Annotated in this window: 23 protein-coding genes and 1 tRNA gene; 8 read left to right on the top strand and 16 right to left on the bottom strand. The window is 42.9% G+C overall.

Annotated features, from left to right (window positions below; genetic code table 11):
* Positions 1-164: 164 nt before the first annotated feature.
* The gene (locus UH38_RS18555) at positions 165-3,263 is read right to left on the bottom strand and encodes an ATP-binding response regulator (RefSeq protein WP_052672447.1); all 3,099 of its coding nucleotides are present in this window, start codon (positions 3,261-3,263) and stop codon (positions 165-167) included.
* A 672-nt stretch (positions 3,264-3,935) separates the two neighbouring features.
* Here UH38_RS18555 and UH38_RS18560 point away from each other — a divergent pair.
* From UH38_RS18560 to kaiC, 3 genes are all read left to right on the top strand, one after another.
* On the top strand, positions 3,936-4,277 hold the full coding sequence (locus UH38_RS18560; RefSeq protein ID WP_072044948.1) for a circadian clock protein KaiA: 342 nt from the start codon (positions 3,936-3,938) through the stop codon (positions 4,275-4,277).
* A 26-nt stretch (positions 4,278-4,303) separates the two neighbouring features.
* Positions 4,304-4,612: a circadian clock protein KaiB gene (gene kaiB / locus UH38_RS18565; RefSeq protein ID WP_045056179.1), complete on the top strand. Its 309-nt coding sequence runs from the start codon at positions 4,304-4,306 to the stop codon at positions 4,610-4,612.
* Between the two features lie 70 nt (positions 4,613-4,682).
* Positions 4,683-6,236 (top strand): circadian clock protein KaiC, encoded by a 1,554-nt coding sequence (gene kaiC, locus UH38_RS18570; RefSeq protein ID WP_045056180.1) that lies wholly within the window; start codon positions 4,683-4,685, stop codon positions 6,234-6,236.
* 106 nt (positions 6,237-6,342) lie between these two features.
* On the opposite strand, the gene UH38_RS18575 is transcribed toward kaiC, so the two are convergent.
* Positions 6,343-6,416 (bottom strand) — tRNA-Arg (locus UH38_RS18575).
* Positions 6,417-6,557: 141 nt separating this feature from the next.
* Here UH38_RS18575 and UH38_RS18580 point away from each other — a divergent pair.
* The 3 genes from UH38_RS18580 to UH38_RS18590 are packed head-to-tail and all read left to right on the top strand — an operon-like array spanning position 6,558 to position 9,382.
* Positions 6,558-7,217 carry a vWA domain-containing protein gene (locus tag UH38_RS18580; protein ID WP_045056181.1) on the top strand — a complete coding sequence of 220 codons (660 nt, stop codon included), beginning with the start codon at positions 6,558-6,560 and terminating at the stop codon, positions 7,215-7,217.
* A gap of 13 nt (positions 7,218-7,230) precedes the next feature.
* On the top strand, positions 7,231-8,031 hold the full coding sequence (locus tag UH38_RS18585; RefSeq protein WP_045056182.1) for a PP2C family serine/threonine-protein phosphatase: 801 nt from the start codon (positions 7,231-7,233) through the stop codon (positions 8,029-8,031).
* Positions 8,006-9,382, top strand: coding sequence for a helix-hairpin-helix domain-containing protein (locus UH38_RS18590; protein WP_160295994.1), 1,377 nt, complete (start codon positions 8,006-8,008; stop codon positions 9,380-9,382). The genes UH38_RS18585 and UH38_RS18590 overlap by 26 nt, the downstream gene beginning before the upstream one ends.
* 286 nt (positions 9,383-9,668) lie before the next feature.
* Here the strand turns inward: UH38_RS18590 and UH38_RS18595 are convergent, their stop codons facing one another.
* The 12 genes from UH38_RS18595 to UH38_RS18650 form a co-directional block, all read right to left on the bottom strand.
* A complete protein-coding gene (locus tag UH38_RS18595) occupies positions 9,669-9,932 on the bottom strand; it encodes a hypothetical protein (RefSeq protein WP_045056183.1) in 264 nt (87 codons plus the stop codon).
* Positions 9,933-10,052: 120 nt separating this feature from the next.
* Positions 10,053-10,337, bottom strand: a complete 285-nt coding sequence (locus tag UH38_RS18600; RefSeq protein ID WP_045056184.1) for a BrnA antitoxin family protein — start codon at positions 10,335-10,337, stop codon at positions 10,053-10,055.
* A complete protein-coding gene (locus tag UH38_RS18605; RefSeq protein ID WP_045056185.1) occupies positions 10,312-10,596 on the bottom strand; it encodes a BrnT family toxin in 285 nt (94 codons plus the stop codon). Before UH38_RS18605 ends, UH38_RS18600 begins: the two co-directional genes overlap by 26 nt.
* 92 nt (positions 10,597-10,688) lie before the next feature.
* Positions 10,689-10,937, bottom strand: a complete 249-nt coding sequence (locus UH38_RS18610; RefSeq protein WP_045056186.1) for a hypothetical protein — start codon at positions 10,935-10,937, stop codon at positions 10,689-10,691.
* Positions 10,938-11,062: 125 nt separating this feature from the next.
* Positions 11,063-12,361 carry a DNA cytosine methyltransferase gene (locus tag UH38_RS18615; protein ID WP_045056187.1) on the bottom strand — a complete coding sequence of 433 codons (1,299 nt, stop codon included), beginning with the start codon at positions 12,359-12,361 and terminating at the stop codon, positions 11,063-11,065.
* 34 nt (positions 12,362-12,395) lie between these two features.
* Positions 12,396-13,565, bottom strand: a complete 1,170-nt coding sequence (gene lpxB, locus UH38_RS18620; RefSeq protein ID WP_045056235.1) for a lipid-A-disaccharide synthase — start codon at positions 13,563-13,565, stop codon at positions 12,396-12,398.
* 52 nt (positions 13,566-13,617) lie between these two features.
* Positions 13,618-14,442 (bottom strand): acyl-ACP--UDP-N-acetylglucosamine O-acyltransferase, encoded by an 825-nt coding sequence (gene lpxA, locus UH38_RS18625; protein WP_045056188.1) that lies wholly within the window; start codon positions 14,440-14,442, stop codon positions 13,618-13,620.
* A 55-nt stretch (positions 14,443-14,497) separates the two neighbouring features.
* Positions 14,498-15,013, bottom strand: a complete 516-nt coding sequence (gene fabZ / locus UH38_RS18630) for a 3-hydroxyacyl-ACP dehydratase FabZ (protein ID WP_045056189.1) — start codon at positions 15,011-15,013, stop codon at positions 14,498-14,500.
* 39 nt (positions 15,014-15,052) lie between these two features.
* Positions 15,053-15,934, bottom strand: coding sequence for a UDP-3-O-acyl-N-acetylglucosamine deacetylase (gene lpxC, locus UH38_RS18635; protein ID WP_045056190.1), 882 nt, complete (start codon positions 15,932-15,934; stop codon positions 15,053-15,055).
* A gap of 21 nt (positions 15,935-15,955) precedes the next feature.
* On the bottom strand, positions 15,956-18,298 hold the full coding sequence (locus UH38_RS18640) for a BamA/TamA family outer membrane protein (RefSeq protein ID WP_082065436.1): 2,343 nt from the start codon (positions 18,296-18,298) through the stop codon (positions 15,956-15,958).
* Positions 18,299-18,643: 345 nt separating this feature from the next.
* A complete protein-coding gene (gene purC / locus UH38_RS18645; RefSeq protein WP_045056191.1) occupies positions 18,644-19,387 on the bottom strand; it encodes a phosphoribosylaminoimidazolesuccinocarboxamide synthase in 744 nt (247 codons plus the stop codon).
* Between the two features lie 135 nt (positions 19,388-19,522).
* Positions 19,523-21,172, bottom strand: coding sequence for a flavin monoamine oxidase family protein (locus tag UH38_RS18650; RefSeq protein WP_045056192.1), 1,650 nt, complete (start codon positions 21,170-21,172; stop codon positions 19,523-19,525).
* Between the two features lie 111 nt (positions 21,173-21,283).
* On the opposite strand from UH38_RS18650, the gene UH38_RS18655 reads away from it, so the two are divergent.
* A complete protein-coding gene (locus tag UH38_RS18655; protein ID WP_045056193.1) occupies positions 21,284-22,138 on the top strand; it encodes an FAD-binding domain-containing protein in 855 nt (284 codons plus the stop codon).
* 6 nt (positions 22,139-22,144) lie between these two features.
* Positions 22,145-22,555, top strand: coding sequence for a DNA polymerase (locus UH38_RS18660; protein WP_045056194.1), 411 nt, complete (start codon positions 22,145-22,147; stop codon positions 22,553-22,555).
* Here UH38_RS18660 and UH38_RS18665 read toward each other — a convergent pair.
* Together UH38_RS18665 and UH38_RS18670 are read right to left on the bottom strand one after the other, a co-directional pair.
* The gene (locus UH38_RS18665; RefSeq protein WP_045056195.1) at positions 22,552-23,157 is read right to left on the bottom strand and encodes an exopolysaccharide biosynthesis protein; all 606 of its coding nucleotides are present in this window, start codon (positions 23,155-23,157) and stop codon (positions 22,552-22,554) included. The genes UH38_RS18660 and UH38_RS18665 overlap by 4 nt on opposite strands.
* A gap of 50 nt (positions 23,158-23,207) precedes the next feature.
* Positions 23,208-24,104, bottom strand: coding sequence for a lipid kinase (locus tag UH38_RS18670; RefSeq protein WP_045056196.1), 897 nt, complete (start codon positions 24,102-24,104; stop codon positions 23,208-23,210).
* Between the last annotated feature and the right edge of the window lie 61 nt (positions 24,105-24,165).

Here is a 24,165-nt window from a genome sequence, read left to right on the forward strand (position 1 = left end):
GCTTAGAACGGGTATAAGCTGCGATCCAGTGTGTACAGTTAGGAGCGGAAAAATCAATTGGCATGGTCGAGCCAAAGTTCTTACTCAACAAATGAATCTGCATTGGCGGATGTTGTCAGATGTAGCAGTGCTGCATCTCTACATTCTTCCTTGTCTCTTCATCTCTATTCTTCTTTTTTCAATGCTTGATGGATGTGGTTTAACAATTCTTCCATAGAGACGGAAGGCGGCAGGATGCGGGTAGCGATCGCATCTAAAATATTTGCTAATTCTCTGCTATTTTTCGGCTTTTTTGGGCTTGATCGCCGATCTATGACTAAAATTGGTGGCATTTTGTCTTGCTGGCTCAAAACTCTAACTGCTTCTATTGCTTGGGCATTTACAGGAAAATTTCCCCAACTAATTATTAGTAGATCGATGCTGTGAGAACGAATTTGTTGTATTAGTTCTAGCCAAGAGCGACCGAGGGTGCTTTTGAAGCCAGCGCTGTGCAAATATTGAATTAAGGCTTGAAACCACTCATTTTTTGACATCTGTAAAGCGCCGTCAGTTTCTAACTTTTGATTATCTAGTTCTGGTAAATCTGCTAAAGTCGCCAAATCTACTACTGACAAGTTAGGCTTCCACCTGATACCCGCAGCAGTTTGGAGAACTGTTACCAACGTATCTAAGGATGAATCTGATTCTAATAGCGGACAAGGAAAGATAGAAAGTTCTGGTACTTGCGTCGCTGCTTGAGTAATTTCTGGATCTAAAGTTACCAGAGGTAAGTTAGGCAATCTGCGGTACTGGCGCAGTTGTTGTAAATAAGCTAGGGGATCGGAAAGCGAACCATCTAATACAACTACGTCTGGTTGCCACAAACGGGCGAGTAATTCTGCTTGTTCTAAATCGTCTGCTTCTAAAACTCGATAATGCAGCTTAGAAGCATATAAATTGAGCAGTGAAGACTGAAATGGAGTAACTAACCATAAAACAGTCAATAAATCTCGGCGGGGAATTGGCGAAATATTATCTCCTGGTACAAATACAGGTAATAAAGCGCAATAACGCTCTAAAACTTGTTGCAAGCTGCTATTTTGAATTGGCAAGCTCAAGAAATCATCTGCTCGATTTAATAATGCTTGTTCCTTTTCTGCTCGTGTTGCGGTGATAATTACAGGTACTTGGCTAGTTGCTGCATCTGATTTTAATAGCGTTAGTACGTCCCAACCTGAAAGCATGGGTAATAAAGGATTGAGAAATATAAATCCTGGTTGCACTCTTCGTGCTTTTTCTAGTGCTTCTGTTCCCGTCCGCGCGACGACAACTCGGTAGCCGAAACCAGTTAGTTGCGTGCTTAAAGCTTCAATAAATTTAGGCGCTGCTTCTACTACCAATACTAAGTGATTGCAGTGCAGTTGAAAGTTAGAGGATGAATCAGGTAGCCCTTTAAGAGTATGAGGTGTAGGTGGAGATGGTGGTGTCGGTAAAAGCGATGAATAAGTATGAGTAGGTAGCGATCGCTTTTGGTGCAAAGTAGACAGATTATTTGTCGCATCTCCATTCTCTGCAACTGTTGGTTGCGGCGGACTGGGGGGCAAAAGTAATGTAAATGTGCTGCCTTGACCTTGTTGAGATATGAAAGTCACATCTCCACCATGCAATCGCGCTAGCGCCCTTGTTAGCACAAGTCCCAATCCTGTGCCTTCAAACTGGCGAGTTAAAGGGTTTTCTAGTTGTTGAAATTTTTGGAAAATTAAGTGTTGCTGCGCGTCAGCAATGCCAATACCTGTGTCCCAAACTGTAAATGCAATCCAGCCTTCCCATCGGCTTACTTGCAAGCCAACTTCGCCGCCAGGGTCTGTAAATTTAAAGGCGTTGCTTAATAGGTTGACTAGCATTTGCCGCAGACGCATTTCATCGGCTATTAATAGGTCTAATTCTGGGGCAATTGTCAGGTTAAAGCGGCGATCGCTACTATCTTCTGTATCTTCTGAGGTGCTAGTTTTGGGCTGCATTGCTTTTGCTTGCTCAAGAGCGCGATCGCATACTATCCTAATTTGCACTGGTTCTAATGTTAGCTTGAGTTGTCCCGTCTCCATGCGGGTCAAGTCTAATATATCGTTGACTACTGCCATCAAATGACGACCGCTTTGATGAATCAGTTTGGCATATCGTGCTTGGCGTTCGTTTAACTCTCCTAGCGCTCGATCTTTTAATAAGGTGGACAAACCCATCACAGCAGTAATCGGGGTTTTTAGTTCGTGGCTGATACAGGCTAGAAATTCATCTTTGAGGCGGTTTAGTTGAATTAAGTCTGCGTTCTTGGCTGCTAGTTCTGAGGCTAATTGCTGTTGTTCGCTAATATCTGTCGCTACTAACAACCATAAATCTTTATGCCACGATTGCTGGCGATCGCTCGATTCTAAGTCATTAGACAGCGGAATTTTCTCAAATTCCCATACTTTTTCTTGTCCTCCAGAGGTAGGACATATACACACGCAAGTCCCTGGTTTGCCAGTAAGCTGACAGCGGCTACCTTGTGGTAGTGCTGTTTCCGGCGGGTTTTGTTCTAGGCGATCGCTTGGCGTGTCTGTTTGGTACAATCTCTCTAAGTTTTGTTCGCTCTGCGGTTCGTGGTAGACATTGGCTGTAGATAGTGTTTCTGGTTGCGAGATGGTTGGGGTATTTAATAGTTCTGCTATTTCTTGCTTGACTGCTTCTGTATCTTGCCACAAGCTAAAGTTTTCTTGCCAAGCTGAATTTTCAAAGATCGTTTTACCTGTATTACTCTGCAATACTAAGGGTAATGGTAATTTATCTAGTATTTCTAGTAGGGCATTTAATACTTGGCGATCGCTGAGTTGCTGTTGTTGAGTTAATACCCAATACTGTAGTAGGCGCTGGCTATCCAATAGCCCGACAAATCTACCTAAATTGTCTACTAATGCTCGTTCGCTGTCTGTGGCATTTTGTAGTTGCTCTTGCCCAAGGTACAATTTAAATTGCTCTAAGCTCCAATCAGCAGGCAGTGTTTTTAACGGTTCTATCAGGTTTGGCACTTCTGCAAGTGCTGATAGCGGTAGTTGCAGTTTGCTGTCGGTGCGGTCTTCGAGCAAGTAAGATAGCAACCGAGCGGGATATAGTAGCCCTAGAGGGTGTTGCCGATTGCTTACTATTACTAAGCGATCGCTCTTTCTCTGCGCTAATATTTCTAATACTACGGCTATCTGAGTTGTCTGTTCGCAATAGGGTACGAGCGCGATAAAATCTCTCAGCATGGAATTTGGCATTAACTTACGATGCAGCGCCGTAGAGCGTGGACGGGAGTATAATTGCACTTCAGTTTGTAGCTTTGTACTACTTGTACTTCACCCTCTGGAGTATGCAAGCTTATCTGTACCTACTGTTTTGATTGCAACTCAACACCTTGAAGGTATTAAAGTACGACTTTCCATCATAGCCATACTAACTACTAATTATGACTGCTCAACTGGAAGATGAGCATTAAAGAATTATAATGAATTACAATGCCATAATGGTCGCGCTACCTTTAATGTATCTTAATTTTAAGGAGTAAAATAAATATTTTTTTCTAGATATATTTTATTAATACTACTTGAACTTATCGCTCGTAATCTTTTGCTTTTAAGTTGCTCTTTGGATCTGACTATTTTTCTCTATTTATTTAAGCCGAGCTTTTTAGCTTATTCCACAATTTAACTGCTCTCTAAAATCAGCATTTAACTGCAATTTTCACGTCTAATTTCAAGAATATCAATTTATTCCTATGCGTATACCTAAATTATTACTTAATAATTTATATTGACAGCAATAAGCAGTTAAAATTTGCTCCACTTCTAAATATACCAAAACTAGGATAAATGATATGTAAAAGTTTATTGTTCTACAAGTAGACATTGCAAAACTAATAGCAAAAATTTTCCATCCAGATGAATGATGAAACAATATTATTTCAGCAAATGTCCGCCCAAAAACAAGCTACTTTTATTCAGGATTTAAAAACTGACTATCGGGCGATCGTTTTAAACTATTTCTCTCATCCGAACATTAAACCTATAGAAAATTTTACAGACAAAGTTTTTTACAGTAATATTCCAGTTCCGCAGGTGATTCAAATTCACATGGATTTGATAGATGAATTTTCTAAGCAGTTAAAAATAGAAGGTAGAAGCGATGAAGTTTTGCTAGATTACCGTTTAACATTGATTGATATTTTAGCTCACCTTTGCGAGATGTATCGGCGGAAGATATCAAAACATTCTCACGTTTAAAATAAATTAGTGTAATTTAATAAGATATGAACACCTATAAAAAAGCATACATTCTTAAGCTTTACGTAGCGGGCAATACATCTAACTCAATTAGAGCCTTAAAAACGTTAAAAGATATTTTAGAACAAGAGTTTCAAGGTATTTATACGCTTAAAGTGATAGATGTATTAAAAAATCCTCAATTAGCAGAAGATGACAAAATTTTAGCTACACCAACTTTATCGAAAATTTTACCACCGCCAGTTCGTAAAGTAATTGGCGATCTTTCCGACAGAGAAAAGGTGTTAATTGGTTTAGATTTACTCTATGACGAAATCAAAGACGAGGAATTATAGATCGAGATTGGAAGAATTTTATAAAAAATTGAAGACATATTTAAATTATAAAAAATTTAGTAATTGAAAAATGAAAAAAGACAAACAAATATTTTCAACAAAATTATTTAGTAATAAGGGTGTGGATAAAATTCGCACAATGATTGAAGGCTTTGACGATATCAGTCATGGCGGGTTGCCAATTGGTAGAGCAACATTAGTTAGCGGTACTTCTGGTACGGGAAAAACTTTGTTTTCGGTGCAATTCCTCTACAATGGCATAACTCACTTCGACGAACCAGGTGTATTTGTTACTTTTGAAGAATCGCCTAGCGATATTATCAAAAATGCTAGTAGTTTTGGCTGGGATTTACAAAGTTTAATTGACCAAGGAAAGCTATTTATTTTAGATGCTTCTCCAGACCCAGAAGGACATGAAGTTGTTGGCAGTTTCGATCTTTCAGCATTAATTGAACGCTTGCACTATGCAATTGTCAAATATAAAGCCAAACGAGTTTCTATAGACTCAATTACAGCTTTATTTCAGCAATATGAAGCAGTATCAGTTGTTAGAAGAGAGATTTTTCGCTTGGTAGCGCGTCTAAAGCAAATTGGCGTAACTACAATTATGACAACAGAAAGAACAGAGGAATACGGACCAGTAGCGCGATTTGGGGTAGAAGAATTTGTTTCTGATAATGTAACAATTGTCCGCAACGTGTTAGAAGGAGAACGTCGCCGCCGAACGATAGAAATTCTTAAGTTGCGCGGTTCTACACACATGAAAGGCGAGTATCCTTTTACGCTGACAAATGATGGCTTTAATATATTTCCATTAGGAGCAATGCAATTAACACAAAGGTCTTCTAACGTGCGAGTATCTTCAGGAGTGGAGACGTTAGATAAAATGTGTGGTGGAGGATTTTTTAAAGATTCAATTATTTTAGCAACAGGTGCAACAGGGACGGGTAAAACGCTACTGGTAAGTAAGTTTTTGCAAAATGCTTGTGTCAATAGCGATCGCGCGATATTATTTGCTTACGAGGAATCCCGCGCTCAATTATCCCGCAATGCTTTTTCCTGGGGAATTGATTTTGAAGAATTGGAACGCAAAGGCTTACTAAAAATTATTTGTGCTTATCCAGAATCGGCGGGATTAGAAGATCATTTGCAAATTATTAAGTCAGAAATTGCTGAATTTAAGCCATCAAGAATAGCGATAGATTCGCTTTCTGCTTTGGCGCGGGGAGTAAGTAATAACGCCTTTCGTCAATTTGTAATTGGTGTAACGGGTTATGCCAAACAAGAAGAAATTACCGGATTTTTTACTAATACATCCGATCAATTTATGGGGTCAAATTCAATTACCGATTCTCATATTTCGACAATTACAGATACGATATTAATGCTGCAATATGTAGAAATTCGCGGGGAAATGTCGCGGGCAATTAACGTATTTAAGATGCGCGGTTCTTGGCACGATAAAGGTATACGCGAGTACACAATTAGCGCCGCAGGTCCCGAAATTACTGATTCTTTCCGCAACTACGAAGGTATTATTAGCGGTTCGCCAACGCGGATTACTATTGATGAGAAAAGCGAGTTGTCAAGGATAGTTCAAAGCTTCCAAGAAACTGAGGAGTGAATATTAACTCAGGTAATAGAAGATGGAATGCGATCGCACGTTGGTACAAATTTACCCGAACGCAAACAATAGTTTAATAGGTAATTAATCGAGATTAAGACTAAAACGAGCATGGAGGGACTCGAACCCCCGCCAACTTAGAACCGGAATCTAATGCTCTATCCACTGAGCTACATGCCCTTGCACTTTGCAAGTATAGCACTTTTTGCAGTGTAGTGCAGCTAAAAAGGAACGTTGCAGGCGATCGCAATTTACACCCAAATGCGATTTTGCAGCTTGACATGGGCATCCTAAGCATGAGTTACGTAAGGAGCATATAGGATGCCTATAGGATTGCCTGAATTTGTAGACAACCCAGAACCGCGTTGTCCAGTAATTTTGCTGTGCGATACATCTGGTTCGATGTCTGGTGAACCAATTAATGCTTTGAATGCAGGATTGGCAGCATTTAAAGAGGATGTTTATCTAGACGAAGTTGCTTCTTTACGAGTAGAAGTAGCGCTAGTAACTTTTGGTCCTGTGCAGTTGGCGCAAGATTTTGTCACGATTGACAATTTTACGTCGCCGAGATTATTTGCCGATGGTGGAACTCCGATGGGAGAGGCGATTGAGTATGCTTTGGACTTACTAGAAAGACGCAAAGTAACTTATAAAAATAACGGCATTCAGTATTATCGCCCTTGGATGTTCTTAATTACCGACGGAGCGCCTACTGATAGGTGGTACAACGCCGCCCAACAAATCAGACAAGCTGAAGCACAGCGTCGGCTATTGTTCTTTGCTGTCGGCGTTAAGGGGGCGGATATGAATACCCTCAGACAAATTGCCTTGCCAGAACGCCCGCCTGTCGTATTGGATGGGCTGAAATTTAGAGAGATGTTTCATTGGCTCTCAACTTCGATGAAACGAGTATCTAGCAGCCAAGTCGGGGGAACAATGATTGCATTGCCGCCCGTAGGTTGGGGTCAAATTGCTACATAAGGAACGGAAATTTATGCAGTGGAAAGCGATCGCCCGTTCTACGGTAGGAACAAGTCATATCAAACATCAAATGCCCTGTCAAGACTACGGTGGCTACAAAGTTTTAAATAACGTCCTTATTGGGGCTGTAGCTGATGGCGCAGGTAGTGCAAAATACGCCGAAACTGGGGCTAAATTAGCCGTCGAGAAAGCATTGGCATACCTAACAGGTATAGAAGCATGGTTGCAGAAGCACAAACGCTTTTGGCAGCTTCAACCGCAACCGCTATCAGAAGAACAAGCTAGCAAAATTTTTACTAAGACGACTACAAAGGTAATTGATGCTTTGAAAATGCAAGCAGCAAGCGCAGGTTACTTATTTGAGGACTTAGCTTGTACGTTGCTGGTATTTATCGCGACTCCAAATTGGGTGGCGGCGATGCAAATTGGCGATGGATTTATTACCGTACGCTGTCAGCAAGAAGCCCATCAATTGCTGTTTCCGCCAGATAAGGGGGAATACATCAACGAGACAACTTTTGTCACTTCAGCTAATGCCTTGCAAGCGATGCGGGTAGAAGTTCGCAAAGGCAAGCCAGAGTATATTTTTGCGGCAACTGATGGGCTAGAAAGAGTAGCAATTCGCATGAGTGACTTTACACCGTTTGCTCCTTTCTTCCAACCATTAGAAGAATATTTGCAAGAAACTAGCAATCCAGAACAGGAAGACGCATATTTAATGAGTTTTCTTAACTCTGACAGGTTAAATGCCCGTACTGACGACGATAAAACCTTACTTTTGTGCTGCTATGATGACAATTCTCACTCGCGCTAGCGATCGCCAAACGGTTTCTTTGGGCAATAAAATTGCTAGTAGCGGTGAAGGCGAAGTTTGGGAAACCAATTTTAGCGGCATTTTAGCGAAGATTTATCATAACCCAACTCCTGAGAGAATCGAGAAGCTAAAAGCGATGCTGGCAAATCCGCCAGTAGATCCGATGGCGGGAAAAAATCATGTTTCGATTGCTTTTCCCCAAGATTTGCTGCAAGACGGGAGTGGTAATTGTGTCGGCTTTTTGATGCCAGCAGTTCGCAGTAGTCGAGAACTACCAAGTATTTATAACCCCAGATTGCGTAAACGGAATGCTCCTGGTTTCAATTGGTATTACCTGCACATCACCGCCTTAAATACTGCTTGGATTATTCAGGCAATTCATGAGAAAGGCTATGTTTTGGGCGATATCAAGCCGCAGAATATCTTGGTAAACGATCGCGCTTTGGTTGCGGTGATTGATACTGATTCTTTTCAAGTATGCGATCGCAAGTCAGGGAAAGTATATCGCTGTACTGTAGGTTCCGATGGTTTTACACCTGTGGAATTGCTAGGCAAAGATTTTGCTGTTACCGATCAAAGTGAAGTGTGCGATCGTTTTCGCCTAGCGGTGTTGATTCACTACTTACTATTTGGCTACCATCCTTTTTCTGGAGAGTGGACGGGTGTGGGTGAATCGCCAGATCAAACTGAACTCATCCGCAAAGGCTTGTGGTACGGCGGTAACAGTAGTCTAATTCGCCCTAGTCAAAATACAATTCCGCTTGACGTTATTCATCCAGAAATTAAGCGACTTTTTCTTAAATGTTTTAATGACGGACACGCATCGCCCAAACTACGCCCGACTGCGGAAGATTGGCACAATGCCTTACAAGTTGCAGTTAACGATTTGACGATTTGTGGAAAGGTAGACAGTCATCACTACAGCCGGAACTATAGTAAGTGCTACTGGTGCGAAAGGTCAGTAAAACTTAGTGTTGACATTTTTCCTTCTGTTCCTGGTACTACTACACCAGTTACAAATACAACAACTTCATCAACAAGACTAACAAACCAAAAACAGCACATACTAGCCCAGAGGCAAGCTACAACAACTCCATTAACAGCAACTCAAAATACGTCATCTTCAATATCACTGAATCAAACTTCAAAGCAATTAGCTTCTCCTTCCACTGGTCATTCTCATACAAATCAATCTTCTCATATTTCTAAGGAACATAAAGTTGTGTTAGTAATCTTTCTCTTATCTCCTTTTATTTGTATGTGTGTTTTAGCAGGAGGATCTGCTGGCTCTATTTTTGGCTTCTTAATCGGCATAGCAACTGTATTTTTAACTGTTGTATATAGCAAATAATTGATTTCTCTAACTAATAAATAGTTCTAGCTGACTATTCTTAGAGATATTAATAATATAAATTTTAAATAGGCTACAAAGCAAAATTGCAATTAGTCTTTAAACAGTTGCTTTTACAGTAGACGGCGAATAAAGTTAATAGTATTGAACTTATTTATTAGATGATTAAATACTCACGAATTTTGAAGGGAATACATTGCACTTTCTACATCTAAAATAACAAAGGCGATCGCAGTTAATTCATACTTGCCTTTACTAAATGTGAATGATACTGAATTACTGTAGCTTACGAATTGCCTACAAAATTAAATAACTTAGCCAAGCCACCAAGAATTGCTAAAATCAATCCGATCGAGATTCCTCTGCTTATGAAGTCCTTGTTTTTTACCCGTTCGTCTATTCCATTAATTCTTTCACTCAAAGTTTTGAATTCTCCTTTAATCTCTGTTTGTCCTATTTTTAAATCGACTATATCTTTTTGTATTCCCTCTAACTTTTGGTCAATTTTCCCTAAAATTTCCTTTAAGTCCTGTTCTATTGTTACTGACATTTGTTAACCTCCTGAGTAAGCGATCGGGTGTGTATAAAATATAAATCGCTACTTTTGTACTGTAAACGCGATCGCACTTTTATTTTCGAGGTAGTGCGATCGCTTTTAAAAGATAAATTATTAATGATGCGTTACGTAAGTTCTCAATACATCATTAATTAAAGTTTGATAACCTTTTTCAGTAGCGTGATTTCTAAACCATTCCAGCACTTCTGTATCAATCCTGATACTAATTTGTGCTGTTTTTGGTTTACGCTGCACCAGTTTAGCCTTTTTAAAAAACTCTTCATCTAGAGGCGGAATATCAGAATAATCAATATCTTCATCAGACATTGACTTGAGTTCTTCTGCTCTTTCCTCACTCATCGGAGGTATTTCGTCAATATGTTTGCGTACAGTATTCATAGTACAATCGCTCCTCTTGTTTGTTAGCTCTACGCGCTGAGATTATCCTGATTCTTGCTTCTCTCTCAGTGTAAACAACTGTCAAAATTAGCATCTTACTGTTTCTACCAATTACAATGAACCTTTCTTCCCCATACTCTAATCGAGAATCAACTGTTTCATGTGTTGGGTAGCAAAAGACTTCGGTAGCCTCTTCAAAACTAATTTGATGCTTTCTTTGGTTGGCTGTGTTTTTTTCTTCGTCCCATTCAAACTCCATATAGTGTATATACAAAATAGTATAGACATTATATAAAGCAAACTAGGTACTAAATTTAAAAACTTGTATATAGCCTTAGAAATCTACTTATCCTATAAATCATCTGCCCTAAGTTGGCGAATCAAGTTTACAGAACTTAGTTGAGTGTCTGTCTTTTGTTTGATTTTCTCTCGTCTATCAATAATGCGCTGATACGCTGCTAATCCCTTGCGGTGGCTTACTTCTCGCTCTGGTGCTGCGATCGCCAAATCGTTCAAAGACTCATTTTGTGCCTTATACAACTTCACCTGAGTAAGCAATCTCACAGGCAAACGAACTGTTAAAGATTCTCTTTCTTCCATAACAATGATGTCTTACTGTGACACCATTTAATGATATCAAATCTTGAATTTTGAACAGTTAAAGCGATCGCTAGTATATTCTCTTCTAAATCTTAAAATCCTTGAGTCGGTCAAAGAGGAAATGCTTATACTTCCTCTTGGCGATCGCAATTTTGCAACCAATAGTTAAAGGCTTGAGATGGTTCCCAGCTTAATAGTTGGCGATCGCCTGGTGCTAATGTTATTCCTGGCACAATGGGGGTAATGCCTAAAGCAGCGATGATTTTTTTGCCAATTGCTTGAGCAAGTAATGGCGGAACGGCATTGCCTACTTGTCTAAATCCATGCCACTTTGTTTGATGGAAGCGAAACCAATCTGGGAAAGAATGCAGTCTGGCGGCTTCTCTAACAGAAATTACTCTCGGTAAAATTGGATGAATTGGACGTGGTGACGTGTAGCTACCGCGATCGCTTCCCGTTCCTGCGCGTAATGTATGGCTTAATCCATGTAAATCTAACCGCCGCAAATGGCTAATTGGTTCTCTTTGATTGGCTAATGTTGCTGCAAACCGCGCTATTGAGTTTTCAGTATGTTGGGTTTGCATGGAACTTGTCAATAATTGCGGATTCCACAAACGAGGATAAGCAAAGTTATTCTTAGCAGGTATAGAGCGCAGAAATTTGGCATAAGTGCTAGTTTTTTGCTCTAATTGCCCTAATAGCTCTTTACTTAATAACACCTCATCAGTAGTTTTTAGTTCTACAAAACTATCTAAATCGGGTAAATCGGCGATCGCATCAGCTACAGTAACTAAATTTTGCGCCAAAGGTTGGGGAAAATAAACTTTCATCCCAGCTTGTGCACCACAGAAAAATAAGCGTTTGCGTTTTTGTGGGATACCAAAATCGGCGGCATTTAAAATTTGCGCCCTACCGTGATAACCATGTTGTTTAAACTTGTTTTTGAGTTTGTGCAACCAAGTAATATGCTTTCCTGCTGCCATCCCTGGTACGTTTTCCATCACAAAGTAACGGGGATTTAAATCGATGACTAAGCGGCAAAATTCTAAAATTAGGCTGTTGCGATCGTCATCAATTAAGCGTTTGCCCATAATCGAAAAACCCTGGCAAGGCGGTCCGCCAAATACTAAATCAATTTCCTGGTTCCAAGGTCTAGAATATGGATGGTGATGCTTCCAGCCCTTATATGCTGCTTGTTTAATTGCTTCCCCAGTTAAATTGCTGACGCTGGTACATAAAACCTCAGTTAAAGGGAAATTGAACTTATATACAGCCGCGTGGACTGGATCGCTTTCTACAGCTACTAATACGTCAAATCCAGCTTGTTCCATGCCTAACGAAAAACCACCCGCGCCAGCAAATAAATCTACCGCTACAGGGCGACGGGTAGGTAAGGATACTTGCGCGGACGAGTTTCCCAGCATAAGTAGGCGATCCCCCTGTAGTCCCCCTTATCCCCTACTCCTTACTTTCAACCTCAAGTAATTGCAAAATTTCTTGGGCAGCGCGATCGCATACGCCCACTTCTCCTAACGATACTCGCATTTGAGCGTAAGCATCTATTGTTTCTTGGCGACGTTGGGGATTTTGCAGCAATTCTAATGATTCTTTGACAATATTTTCCGGCGTTGCCAAATCTTGTAATAACTCTGGCACAATTGGCTTCATTTCTACCAAGTTCGGCGGCGACATGAAGGGAATAGAAAATTTAAATAGTTGCGCTAAGGCAAAAGTTAAACGGCTAACGCGGTAAATTACTACCTGCGGCACGTTTAATAAGGCAATTTCTAAATTAACTGTACCGGATTTAGTAATAGCTAAATCGCTAGCTGCGATCGCTTCTATGGTTTGCCCTGATACGATGGTTGCGTTTAAGCTGTAACGGGCGATTTCTTTTTCTATCTGCGCCCTATAAGTTTCTAAAGCTAAGGGAATCCAAAAATGGACGTTGGGTAATTGCGCTTGAATTTGTTTAGCGGCTGCAAACATCGGTGGCAAAAGGTATTTCAACTCTTGACGGCGAGAAGCAGGAATAAGAGCGATCGCCGTTTGTTCTGGAGGAATATTTAAAATCGATCTTGCTGCTGCTTTACTAGGGGCATTTTGCAGTTTATCTACTAAAGGATGTCCTACCCAACTAACTTTTGCGCCTCGTTGTTGAAAATAACGTGCTTCTGCGGGAAAAATTGCTAGTAACTTATCTGTTATTTCCACGATTCTAGTTGCATCGGTTGGATTTGGCGACCATACCCACACTTGCGGCGCAATGTAGTAGGCAATTGGTACTTGCGGCAGTTGCTTGTAGAGATACGTACCAATTTTTAGATTTGACCCCATGTAGTCAATTAATACAACCAAATCTGGCGGCTGTTGCTTTAGAGATGCGATCGCTTGTTTTTGCAGGCGAAAGGTGGGCAAAATAAATGGGATTAGTTCCAAAGCTCCCATTGCGCCAATACTTGCAGTATCGCCGATTAAAGTTGCTCCGGCTTCTGCCATTTGAGCGCCGCCTAGAGCGACAATTTCTAACTTTAACCCCATACGGGCAGCTTGACGATAAAGGGCGGTAACTAATAAAGCACCTTGCAAATCGCCCGATACTTCACCCGTACTGATAAAGACTCTAATCAAAGAGCGATCGCTTGTTGGCTGCGGACTAGGCAATTGCGATTTTAATTCATCAATCATCAGTTTTGCGTCTGCTCCGACCAGGAATTAAACCGCGTCGCCCTTCCATCTGCGATAATTGTAAAAATCGTTGTAGGTGCTGCAAGTGTTCGTTATCTGGCAGCAATTCCAGTTGCTCTAATGCAGCATTAACTGATAAACCAGACCGATATAGACTGCGAAAAGCTTTTTTGAGAGTCTGCATAACTTGTCCTTTGTCTAAGTCAGCTATACCAGCACGTTTTAGACCGACAAGGTTGAGACTGCGTACTCTTCCTGGGCTACCTTCTACCAACGTATAGGGCGGTACATCGCGGTCAATTCGACTCATACCACCTACCATTGCAAGTCTACCTATATGCACGAATTGATGAACGCCTAAAACTCCACCAATTGTTACTCTAGACTCGATGTGGACGTGACCTGCTAGCGCTACTGCGTTGGCAATAACTACAGAATTTTCAATTACGCAATTATGAGCTACATGGGTATAAGCCATTAACAAGTTATTGTCGCCAATTACTGTTGCTTCGCCTGCATTTGTAGCGCGGTTGATCGTGACGTATTCGCGGATGCGATTGCCATTACCAATTTTTACCCAGCTTAAAGCGCCATTGTACTTAAGATCTTGCGGTTCTTGACCGATGGAAGCTCCAGGAAAGATATGGTTTCTTTCGCCGATTTCCGTTGGTCCTTCTAGCACCACATGAGCGCCGATAATCGTTTGCGCCCCAACTTTGACATTTTCGCCAATAACCGCATAGGGACCAACCTGCACAGTGGGGTGCAGTTCTGCGTCGGGATGAATTACAGCAGTGGGATGAACTAGGGTCTTCAAATAATACGCCTCCAACAGCAGGCAGCCAATAGCGGTTAAAATAATGCGTGCAAGTTTAATCTATGAGGGAAAACATTAATTCCCCTTCGCTGACTAGCTGACCGTCTACCTCAGCTTTGGCTTGCATTTTACCGAAACGACGACGCTTGACGCACAACAGTTCCACAGTCATCACCAAGCGATCGCCTGGTACAACTGGGCGGCGGAACCTGACTTTATCTATCCCTGCAAATAAAAATAATCCACCTGCCATTTCTGGCAGTTGCTTTAGCACTACGCCACCGACTTGCGCCATTGCTTCGACAATTAATACTCCAGGCATGATTGGTCTACCTGGAAAATGCCCTTGAAAATGAGGCTCGTTGAAGGTAACGTTTTTGATGCCAACAGCACGCTGTCCTGGTACGTATTCAATAATTCGGTCTACCAAGGAAAAAGGGTAGCGATGAGGTAGTAGTGCTTGAATTTCCTCTACTGTCAACACTGTTTTGGCTGTTGTGGGACTAGCAGGATCGGCAGCAATATGGCTAGTAGATTCTTCTGGTAAGTTAACGTCAGTCAAGGTTGACATGGGCAGGTTTCTCAAGAGGGTAAAGGTTAAAGGTGAAATTTACACTTCAGCCTTCATGTTTTGCTCTAGCTGTTGGGCAAGTTGAACGTGCAGGTTATGACTAGCTTTGTAGGCGATGAAATGAGCAGTAGGTAAATTTTGCACCAAGCTCAAATCTCCCACTAAGTCTAAAATTTTATGACGTACTGGTTCATTTGCAAATCGCAAAGGTGGATTTAGCCAACCTGTGCGATCGCATACCAAAGCATTATCTAACGTTCCACCTTTAATTAAACCTTGTTGGCGCAAGTATTCAATTTGATGGGCAAGTCCAAATGTCCGCGCTGGGGCAATTTCTAAAGCAAAATCCCCTTCTCCCGTAGGCGACCAGCTATACCACTGGTTGCCAATTGCGCTTAGGTCGAAGTCGATGCCGTAGCTGTAGCGCGTTTCTGGGGCAGGTACGGCGGCAACAAAGGTATCACCCTCATAAATCCATATAGGCTGGGTTAGAGGCGCGTGCAGGCGCTCTAGGGGCAAAGATTGAGAGGCAACCCCAACTTGAGAAATCGCTTCTACCCACAAAGCTGCCGAACCATCTAATAACGGTGCTTCTGCACCATCAATTTCGATTCTGGCATCATCAACGCCCATCCCAGCTAAGGCAGCAAGGAGATGTTCTACCGTCCGCACGTAAGCATCGCCACAACTTAGTTGCGTCGATAGCACTGTTGCCGTCACTGCCTCAACTTTTGCGGGAATAATCGGCTGCTGGGGTAAGTCTACGCGGACAAAGTAGCGCCCACCTCCGGCGGAGGCAGGCAGCACCTTGACTGTTGTTGCTGCGCCGCTGTGCAGTCCTACTCCCGACAAGCTGAATTCCGATGCCAGGGTAAGGCGATCGCTTGTTAAAGACTCGCTTTTGTTTACTTCAGCCTTCATGTTCTGTGCCTTCATCCCGATTTAGAATCGTTCGCCAATGCCAAAGTGCAAGCGGCTATCGCCTTCGTCGGTAAAGCCGTAGTCAATCCGAATTGGTCCTAGTGGCGATTGCACCCGCACACCTACACCGTAACCAAAACCGCTACCCGATTTACCTCTTACGCCAGCAGGATTTCCTGGTACGTTGTCGCCCGTACCTAAATCCGTACCGACATCAAAAAATAAAGCGCCGCCGACAATTGAGAATACAGGGAAGCGATATTCTGCCGTTGCTTGCAGAAAACTCCTACCAGATCCTAAGTCTCCTTCATCATAGCCACGCACCGAGTTGCTACCGCCCAGCAAGAAGGCTTCATAAGGTGGCAAATCGCCGAGTACCGTCCCCGCTTGGATATTGAAAGCTAGAGTTTCCGGTCCGTCGTTGAAGTTAGTAAAGTTGACGGGTAAGTATTGGCTATAGCTACCGCGCACGCGATTGAGTAAAATGTTGCCCGATCCGATCGGCACTGATTGCTCGACTCCAAACCTAACTAAAGAGCCGCTAGTAGGTCGCACAGCATCGTTACGGCGATCGCGTACTGCACCTACTTGTAAGGTAAGTAAGTCGTCTGTCCCATCGCCACTAAAACTTAGATCGTTGCCAAGTTCGTCTTGAGGGCTAATTTCGCCATCAGAATCGCGGATCGACACGCGCTGATACTCTAATCCCGCCGAGGCTGTCCATTCTGACTTGCGTAACGGATCTTTGGACAAAGGACGGGTAAAGTTGACTCCGCCGCCGAGTCTTAAGACGCGGGGGCGATCGCCATTTGGCAGTTCAATATCGTTTTCGCCGCCATCAAAAATCAGCGAAATCGAACGCCGTCTAAACGCGTTGACGGTGTAAGAAGTCCGATAAGGATCGCCACCGATCCAAGGATCGGTAAAGCGCAGGTCAAATAATAATTCCCGCTGACCGATTTGAAATTCTGCGCCCAAATCTTGGTTATTGCCGCCTAGGTTTTGCTCTTGATAGCTCAAACTACCGAACAACCCGCTCGCCGAACTGATCCCCGCGCCTGCACCTATTGAACCGCTATTGCGCTCGTCAACGTTAACAACTACAACTACTTTACGCGGGTCTTGACCTGGGTTAAGGGAAACGTTGACATCTTCAAACAAACCTAATCCATAGACTCGTTGTAAGTCTCTTTGGACAGTGTTGCGGTTGAATATCTGTCCTGGTTTTAACTCTAGTTCGCGGGTAATGATAAATTCGCGGGTGCGTCCTTTAATCGGTCGCCCTTCGTCGTCGGTGGCTTCGCCTTCGCTGTTGCGGAAGCTAACTTGAATATTTTCTACTACTCCTTCAGGTACGGTTAAAGTAACTGTGCCATCTGGGGATACTTGGGGTGCTTCTGTCACCTGCGCTAAGACATAGCCGTTGTCTTGATACCACTTATTTAACTGTTTGATGCTTTCTTGAAAGCGACGCAGGTTGAGGATGCTGCCATACTGGCTTTTGAATATGTCATTTACTACTTTTTCTGGTAGTACGGAGGGAATATCTGTCCCTGGATTTGCCTGCACTCGCACAGCGCGTAGAATTGGGTTGGGTTGGACGAGGAACGTCACCCGTACGCCTAACGGTGTATCTTCAGGTTCGGCGCGGACGTTAGCAAAAAAGCCAGTAGCAAACACAGCATTGATATCTTCTTGCAATTGTTCTCTAGTGGCGGTGCTACCAGGTCGAGTTTTGATCGCCCCGTAAACTTCGTTTTCTAGTTCTTGAGAAAGTTCGCCTTCTTGGCTTCTCACAAAAACTTCTCCTACTAATACTTCTGGAGATGTTTCTGAGTCTGCTTCTGGTTGGGTTCCTTCTGGCGCTGGTGTTGCTGGGGTTGTTGGCGCTGGTGTTGTTGGCGCTGGCGCTGCTGGTTGGGCGTTATTGTCAATATTGGGAGTTTGGCTATCTGGAGTGACATCAAACTCTAGTTGATTGGGCGTTTCTTGTTGGGGTATGCCTTCTGTTCCTGGCGCTGGCGTTATTGGTGTCGGGACATCTGCTGGGGGATTGGTATCAGTTGTTGATTGATTGGGCGTAGTCGATCGTGGTGTTTGCTGGGCGATCGATAACGGTGCGGGTAATGTATCTACAACTACGTTATTTGAAGTTTTCTCAGCTTTGACGCGCGGATTTGGGAGATTTCCGCTCAAATTAGACAGCGCGTTGACGGGCGTTCTATATTGAGTTTTTTGAGCAGATTGCGGCTGTTCGCTAGCAGTTGCCGGGACTAAGCTCAAAGGAGCTACAAGCGCCAAGACTAGCCACAAAGCATTATGTATGGGGCGCAGGTATTGCACCCGTTGATGGGAGTTAGGCATTTTATTTATGTTCTCGTTCGTTTCCACACACCAAAAATTAAGCTAGAGCAACGTTAACAGCGACCAGTTTGTCAGTTACCAGTGACCAGTTTTTGGAGGGGGATGTTTTACCCCAACCAAAACCTACAACTTTACCAGACAAGTTGTTTGGCAGGGGAAACCTACCAAAACAAGTGTCCTTTAGAAGTTGGGGATAATTTCCCAAGGAATGAATCTTTAACTGGTCACTGGTCACTGGTCACTGGTCACTGTTTTAACAGCGCTCCTCGCACTATTTCCTGCTCCTAAGTTACCGGACATCGGTCAGAAGTATGAAATAAATTTTTATATACTCCTTATATTTTCTTAATTATTAATAGTAGCGGCTTGAGCCAAAACTCGTTTTAAAACTTGTTGGTAAGCATTTTCAACATTGCCTAAGTCTTGCCGGAAGCGGTCTTTATCCATAATCCGGTTTTTGGGGTCTGTATCGGCATTGTCCCAAAGGCGACAGGTATCGGGGCTAATTTCATCAGCTAAGAGTAACTGTCCTTGGGCATCTAAGCCAAATTCTAATTTGAAGTCTACTAGGGTCAAGCCGCAGTTTTGGAAAAATTCCTCCAGATAGCGATCGATTTGCAATGCTTGCTGCTGTAATTGGTCAACTTGGGCTGCTGTAGCTAATTCCATTAGTAATAGGCGATCGCGTGTTAGCAATGGATCTCCTAGTGCGTCGTTTTTGTAGTAAAACTCTACCAAAGGTTGTTTTAGCACTGTGCCAAGAGGTAATCCTGTCTGTTGACAGAGACTCCCAGCCGCAATGTTCCTGACGACTACTTCTAAGGGGAAAATTTTTACTGCCCGTACTCGCATTTGGTTGGGTTGGGGGCAATCGATAAAATGGGTAGGAATGCCCCTTTGTTCGAGATATTGAAATAGCGATCGCGAAATCGTGCAATTAATTTCGCCTTTACCGACAATGCTGCCGCGTTTTTGGGCATTAAATGCGGTAGCGTCGTCTTTGAAGTGAGCGAGTAAAATGTCTGGATCTGCGGTGGGGTAGATAATTTTTGCTTTACCTTCGTAGAGCAATGTTGGTGGCTCAGACATATAGTTTTATAGATGTCAATATACCTGCTCGCGCAGGCTTAACTATTTTACCTGCGCTGTGCTTGCAAGGCTAATTATCTGTTAGAGAAGATGCGATCGCCCTGAGCAAATTAATTCGTAATTCGTAATTCGTAATTAGGAATTACTGTCTTGCGGCTTGAGATCCTGCAAAATTTCGCTAGCAGCTTGCATTCCAGATAGCGCCGCACCTTCCATAAATCCTTGCCATTCATAAAAAGAGTTAGCGTGTTCGCCAGCAAAGTGCAAATTTCCTACTGGCTTACCTTCATTACCAGCAATACTTGTAAATTGCCCTGGCTTGTAGCAAGTGTAGCTGCCTAAAGTCTGCTCTTTAGAAGTCCACTGTTCTAAATGCACGCGCAAGCTATCTCCATTTCGTGTCGCTGCTGCTTTTGCACCTGGATAAACAAGTTCTAAATCGCCCAGAAAGCGTGTGGCTTCTTGTTGAACTTTACTAGGGTTAAGCAGTGCGCCGCGCTTACCGCTAGAGTAGTCTGTTAGCACTGCATTGGTACTCGTCGCTTTAGTTGGGTTGCTTTCCCACGTACTTTGATGGTTGAGGAGATTCGAGTAAGATGAGCCATTGCTGCCCAAATCTACCCAAGGACGGCGATTGAAACCTAACATCATTTTGGCGTTAGTACCGTAGCCCAGTTGAGAAATTGCCTGCCGTTTCCATACGGGTAGTTCTAAATTTGTATCCAATTCAACTTGACGCAAAACTGTAAATGGGATTGCTAATACTACAGCGTCATAAGCTACGCTAGTTGTTTTTGCACCATTAGCAAACGTTAGTTCGATGCGAGAGCTTGCATTTTTGCGGACTTTAACTAGACGCATACCCAAATTAATTTGCCCTGGAAGTTGGCTTGCCAAGCCTTGAGCGATTTTCTCATTGCCTTCAACAATGTGATAGCGTTCGTCGCTAAACACGCCAAAAGGCTTAAACTTGGATCTTTTGTCTGCATGGATAAATAAAAGGAAGTTTAGGCAGCTTTGCTCGTACAACTCCAAACCGTATTCTGCCATGTAAGCCGCGCTAATTGCTGCTTTGACTACACTTCCTGCTTGACGCGTTTCTAAATACTCTAGAAGGCTGATATTATCCAATGCCACATCAGCACTGGTGTGATTATCGGCTGTAGGCGCACTCGAAAGTTTGAGTAAGTCCGCACGCATAGCAGCAACAAGATTGCGGTACTCATCAACAACGACTGATTCTGGGTAGCGTTGTCCGTTGAAATAGTAAAAAACTTCTCCTGGTTGCTTTTCTACATCTTCTAGCGTTAGTCCAAATTGCTGTGCCAAGCCGAGCATAGTTTTATGGAGGTTATCGATAAACTCGCCACCTCTTTCGACAACTTGGTTGGGAAAATTAACAGGTCCGCCAAAAGAACCACCCATTGAAAAGCAACGACCGCCAACACGATTGCTAGCATCGTAGAGAGTCGCCACAATACCATTTTTCTTTAGTTCGTTACCGCAGACAAGCCCTGCCAGTCCTGCGCCCACTATGCCTACTTTTACATCCGATTTAATCGGTGGTGCTGCGATCGCTTTATCCCAATTTCCCGCTACTGCACCCAAGGTACTAACTGCCGATAAAGCCAAAAACTCGCGCCTACTAAGGCGCCACCTAGCTATGCGCGACTCCACAGCAGCTATTTGTTCCATTCCTTGGCTAGTTGAAATATTATTTCTATCGCAGAACTGGGCGATCCGCATAGCGCGGGCAAGGTTGCCAAATAAGGGCGAATGACTCATAAGTTTATAAATACTAGACAATTAGGGTAGATAAATCAAAAGTAATTTACCTAGTCATTTTTCTTTCCCGTAGAAATTACCGATCTTAGTGTGAAGATTTAGAATTGAAGTATGAGTGATAACCTAAAACGTAACTTTAAAAGTCAGGGCGAACTGGTTGCCTATCTCAAAGCACAATTTCCCGATGCTGCTGAACGCAGCGATGCTATTAGCGCCATACCAGGGGGTCGTCAAGCCGCCGAAACAGCTTTGCATAAGGTCGATCCCGAACGCTATGCTAAATCGCGTAATTTTTTTACTGGTGCTGTAACTCGGCTATCGCCATATATCCGCTATGGAGTGCTAAGTCTAGCTGAAATTCGCCAATACGTTATGAATCGGGTGCAGAATCCTGATGAAGCAACAAAAATTGTCAATGAATTAGCTTGGCGCGATTATTGGCAACGGCTGTATGCCAAGTTAGGCGATGATATTTGGCAAGACAACGAACCTTACAAAACAGGTTATTCTGCCCAAGATTACGCGCAAATCCTACCAGAAGATATTAAATTGGGGACAACTGAGCGAGTTTGCATTGATAGCTTCAGTCGTGACTTACAAGAAACAGGCTACTTGCACAATCACGGGCGAATGTGGCTAGCTGCGTACATGATTCACTGGCGTAAAATTCGCTGGCAAGTAGGGGCAAAGTGGTTTTTAGAACATCTATTAGACGGAGATCCAGCTAGTAATAATATGTCTTGGCAATGGGTAGCTAGCACCTTTAGTCAAAAGCCTTATTATTTTAACCGCGAGAACTTAGAACGTTATACAGAAGGCGTATATTGCCGTCAATGTCCTTTGTACGGGCATTGTGACTTTGAAGGCAGTTATGAAGAATTGGCAGAAAAACTATTTCCCAAAGCTGAGTTTCATCGTAACGGTGGAGGCGATCGCTATCAAAAATCCAAAAAGTCTCGGAGGTAAAATTGCATGAGTCCGATTGTCTGGGTGCATGGAGATTGCTTAAGTCCATATAACCCTGCGCTGAAAAATTATCCAGATACTCCAGCTATTTGGGTTTGGGATGATGCTTTAATTGACCAATGGCAGCTAAGTCTCAAGCGCATTACTTTTATCTACGAATGTCTGTTAGAGTTGCCTGTAACTATTCGCCGAGGAAATGTCGCTAAGGAAGTTGTCTCATTTGCCCAAGAACATAACGCCGATGCTGTTGTCACGGTAGAAAGCGTTAGTCCTAGATTTGCTGCTATTTGCACTGAAATTGAAAGCTCTTTACCTGTAGAAGTGCTAAGTTTAGAGCCATTTTTTGAGTATGACGGCTATATCGATCTCAAACGCTTTTCGCGTTACTGGAAAGTAGCAGAGCGGCATCTATTCTAAACGAATAAATTGGGTAGCAATCCTGGCGCAAGCCACAGGGCGTAGAGGATAAAGCCAAAAAATAAAGTAATTAAACCTGTAAGCACGTAGCTAATGCACATTAGTAAGCCATCAGCTTCTAGATTAGCGATCGCCAATAACAAAATTCCTACAGTCGGAATCGGATTGGTAAAAGGAATTGGCGAAATTAGCAGCACTGATAGCCAAGCAATACACGCCCCATTCAAGCGCCAAGCATAACGACTTTTAGCAATATGAGACAAGCGCGGGCGAGTAATTTTTTCTACTAACCGAGTCACCCGCCGCAGATTTTGTAGTAGTTGCAGCACAAACCAGCGGGGGAACTTGAACTTAGCTATTCTTTTCGGTAGCCAAGGCGATCGCCTGCCCAAAGCCATTTGCAACGCTAATATTATACAAGCTGTACCTAGAGGACCCGTTAATCCTGGCGGCATGGGAAACAAAAAAGGTAAAACTAGCAAACAAATAACTAAACTAAACCCTCGCTCTGACGTTTGCGCCAAAATATCTCCCAAAGACAGAGGTTGATTTGCCAACTTTTCTAGCAAAGATTTGATGTCATGGGAAAATCGTAAATGCATAGGTAGGGAAAGCAATCGCTACCTTCAAGCTTAACTTATATCAAAAAAGATTAAGTAAAGTTACTTAGATCTGTTTCTGCTGGTACTAAGACAGTAATAGCATGGGGAACAACGCGGAAACGGGCAGGAGTATAAGTTGTAATTTCGCCGTCAGTATTAATTGGGCGATGCTTGCGAGTGCTAACTTCAAATTCCCGACCGTGCAAAGAGCGGACGCTACGTAGTTCGGTATGTCTGCCTTGGCGCATTGTCGGAATTAACGGTAACATTTGCCACCAGTGGCGCAATTCCAGGCTATACAAATCGAGTCTTTGGTCATCAATTGTCGCATCGTGAGTTACAGCCATCCCGCCACCATAATAGCGACCATTACCCACAGCAATCTGTACAGTTTTCACATGGATAACCTCATCATTGAGACGAATTTCCGCACTAAAAGGACGAGTTTGCCAAATAACTTGAATAGCAGTTGCCGCATAAGCAAAAATACCCCAACGGCGTTTAGCTTCCTTAGTTAGCTTTTGGGTAATTTGCACGCTCAGACCAAGACTTGCAACATTAAAGAAATGCTTGCCATTGACCCAGCCTAGATCGATTTGCTTAACTTGACCAGTGGCAATAACTTGACAAGCATCAGCCAGAGAAGTTGGGATACCCAAAGTTCGCGCGAGATCGTTAGCCGTACCCAAAGGTAAAATCCCTAAAGGCAACTGCGTATCGACAATACCATCTACCGCAGCATTAAGAGTACCATCACCACCGCCCACAATTATCAAATCGACCTGCTGACGATAGCGGCGAATAAGTTCAGGTAGATGCATAGGATCTTCAGTGGACTCCTCCATCAACTCCAAGCCTAGTTTTTTCAACTGCTCAATAGCATCAGACACAGCCTGTTGTCCGTGACGGGAATGACGATTGACTAAAAGTAATGCTCGGCGACTCATAATAAATTAGTCCCCGCAACTGGTGCGAGCCAACAAGGAAAGTAATAGTAATTATCCCCTG

Origin of the sequence: Aliterella atlantica CENA595, assembly GCF_000952155.1 — a bacterium.
GTDB lineage: Bacteria > Cyanobacteriota > Cyanobacteriia > Cyanobacteriales > Chroococcidiopsidaceae > Aliterella > Aliterella atlantica.

What these genes read in the sequence shown, in the direction of transcription:
- UH38_RS18600 (WP_045056184.1), bottom strand. Translation starts at nt 10,337, where the DNA reads ATGAATACTGTACGCAAACATATTGACGAAATACCTCCGATGAGTGAG.
- UH38_RS18585 (WP_045056182.1), top strand. Translation starts at nt 7,231, where the DNA reads ATGCAGTGGAAAGCGATCGCCCGTTCTACGGTAGGAACAAGTCATATC.
- fabZ (WP_045056189.1), bottom strand. Translation starts at nt 15,013, where the DNA reads ATGTCAACCTTGACTGACGTTAACTTACCAGAAGAATCTACTAGCCAT.
- UH38_RS18580 (WP_045056181.1), top strand. Translation starts at nt 6,558, where the DNA reads ATGCCTATAGGATTGCCTGAATTTGTAGACAACCCAGAACCGCGTTGT.
- UH38_RS18650 (WP_045056192.1), bottom strand. Translation starts at nt 21,172, where the DNA reads ATGAGTCATTCGCCCTTATTTGGCAACCTTGCCCGCGCTATGCGGATC.
- UH38_RS18555 (WP_052672447.1), bottom strand. Translation starts at nt 3,263, where the DNA reads ATGCTGAGAGATTTTATCGCGCTCGTACCCTATTGCGAACAGACAACT.
- kaiC (WP_045056180.1), top strand. Translation starts at nt 4,683, where the DNA reads ATGAAAAAAGACAAACAAATATTTTCAACAAAATTATTTAGTAATAAG.
- UH38_RS18665 (WP_045056195.1), bottom strand. Translation starts at nt 23,157, where the DNA reads ATGCATTTACGATTTTCCCATGACATCAAATCTTTGCTAGAAAAGTTG.
- purC (WP_045056191.1), bottom strand. Translation starts at nt 19,387, where the DNA reads ATGTCTGAGCCACCAACATTGCTCTACGAAGGTAAAGCAAAAATTATC.
- UH38_RS18615 (WP_045056187.1), bottom strand. Translation starts at nt 12,361, where the DNA reads ATGCTGGGAAACTCGTCCGCGCAAGTATCCTTACCTACCCGTCGCCCT.
- UH38_RS18560 (WP_072044948.1), top strand. Translation starts at nt 3,936, where the DNA reads ATGAATGATGAAACAATATTATTTCAGCAAATGTCCGCCCAAAAACAA.
- UH38_RS18610 (WP_045056186.1), bottom strand. Translation starts at nt 10,937, where the DNA reads ATGGAAGAAAGAGAATCTTTAACAGTTCGTTTGCCTGTGAGATTGCTT.
- UH38_RS18605 (WP_045056185.1), bottom strand. Translation starts at nt 10,596, where the DNA reads ATGGAGTTTGAATGGGACGAAGAAAAAAACACAGCCAACCAAAGAAAG.
- UH38_RS18640 (WP_082065436.1), bottom strand. Translation starts at nt 18,298, where the DNA reads ATGCCTAACTCCCATCAACGGGTGCAATACCTGCGCCCCATACATAAT.
- lpxC (WP_045056190.1), bottom strand. Translation starts at nt 15,934, where the DNA reads ATGAAGGCTGAAGTAAACAAAAGCGAGTCTTTAACAAGCGATCGCCTT.
- UH38_RS18655 (WP_045056193.1), top strand. Translation starts at nt 21,284, where the DNA reads ATGAGTGATAACCTAAAACGTAACTTTAAAAGTCAGGGCGAACTGGTT.
- UH38_RS18595 (WP_045056183.1), bottom strand. Translation starts at nt 9,932, where the DNA reads ATGTCAGTAACAATAGAACAGGACTTAAAGGAAATTTTAGGGAAAATT.
- kaiB (WP_045056179.1), top strand. Translation starts at nt 4,304, where the DNA reads ATGAACACCTATAAAAAAGCATACATTCTTAAGCTTTACGTAGCGGGC.
- UH38_RS18660 (WP_045056194.1), top strand. Translation starts at nt 22,145, where the DNA reads ATGAGTCCGATTGTCTGGGTGCATGGAGATTGCTTAAGTCCATATAAC.
- UH38_RS18590 (WP_160295994.1), top strand. Translation starts at nt 8,006, where the DNA reads ATGATGACAATTCTCACTCGCGCTAGCGATCGCCAAACGGTTTCTTTG.
- UH38_RS18670 (WP_045056196.1), bottom strand. Translation starts at nt 24,104, where the DNA reads ATGAGTCGCCGAGCATTACTTTTAGTCAATCGTCATTCCCGTCACGGA.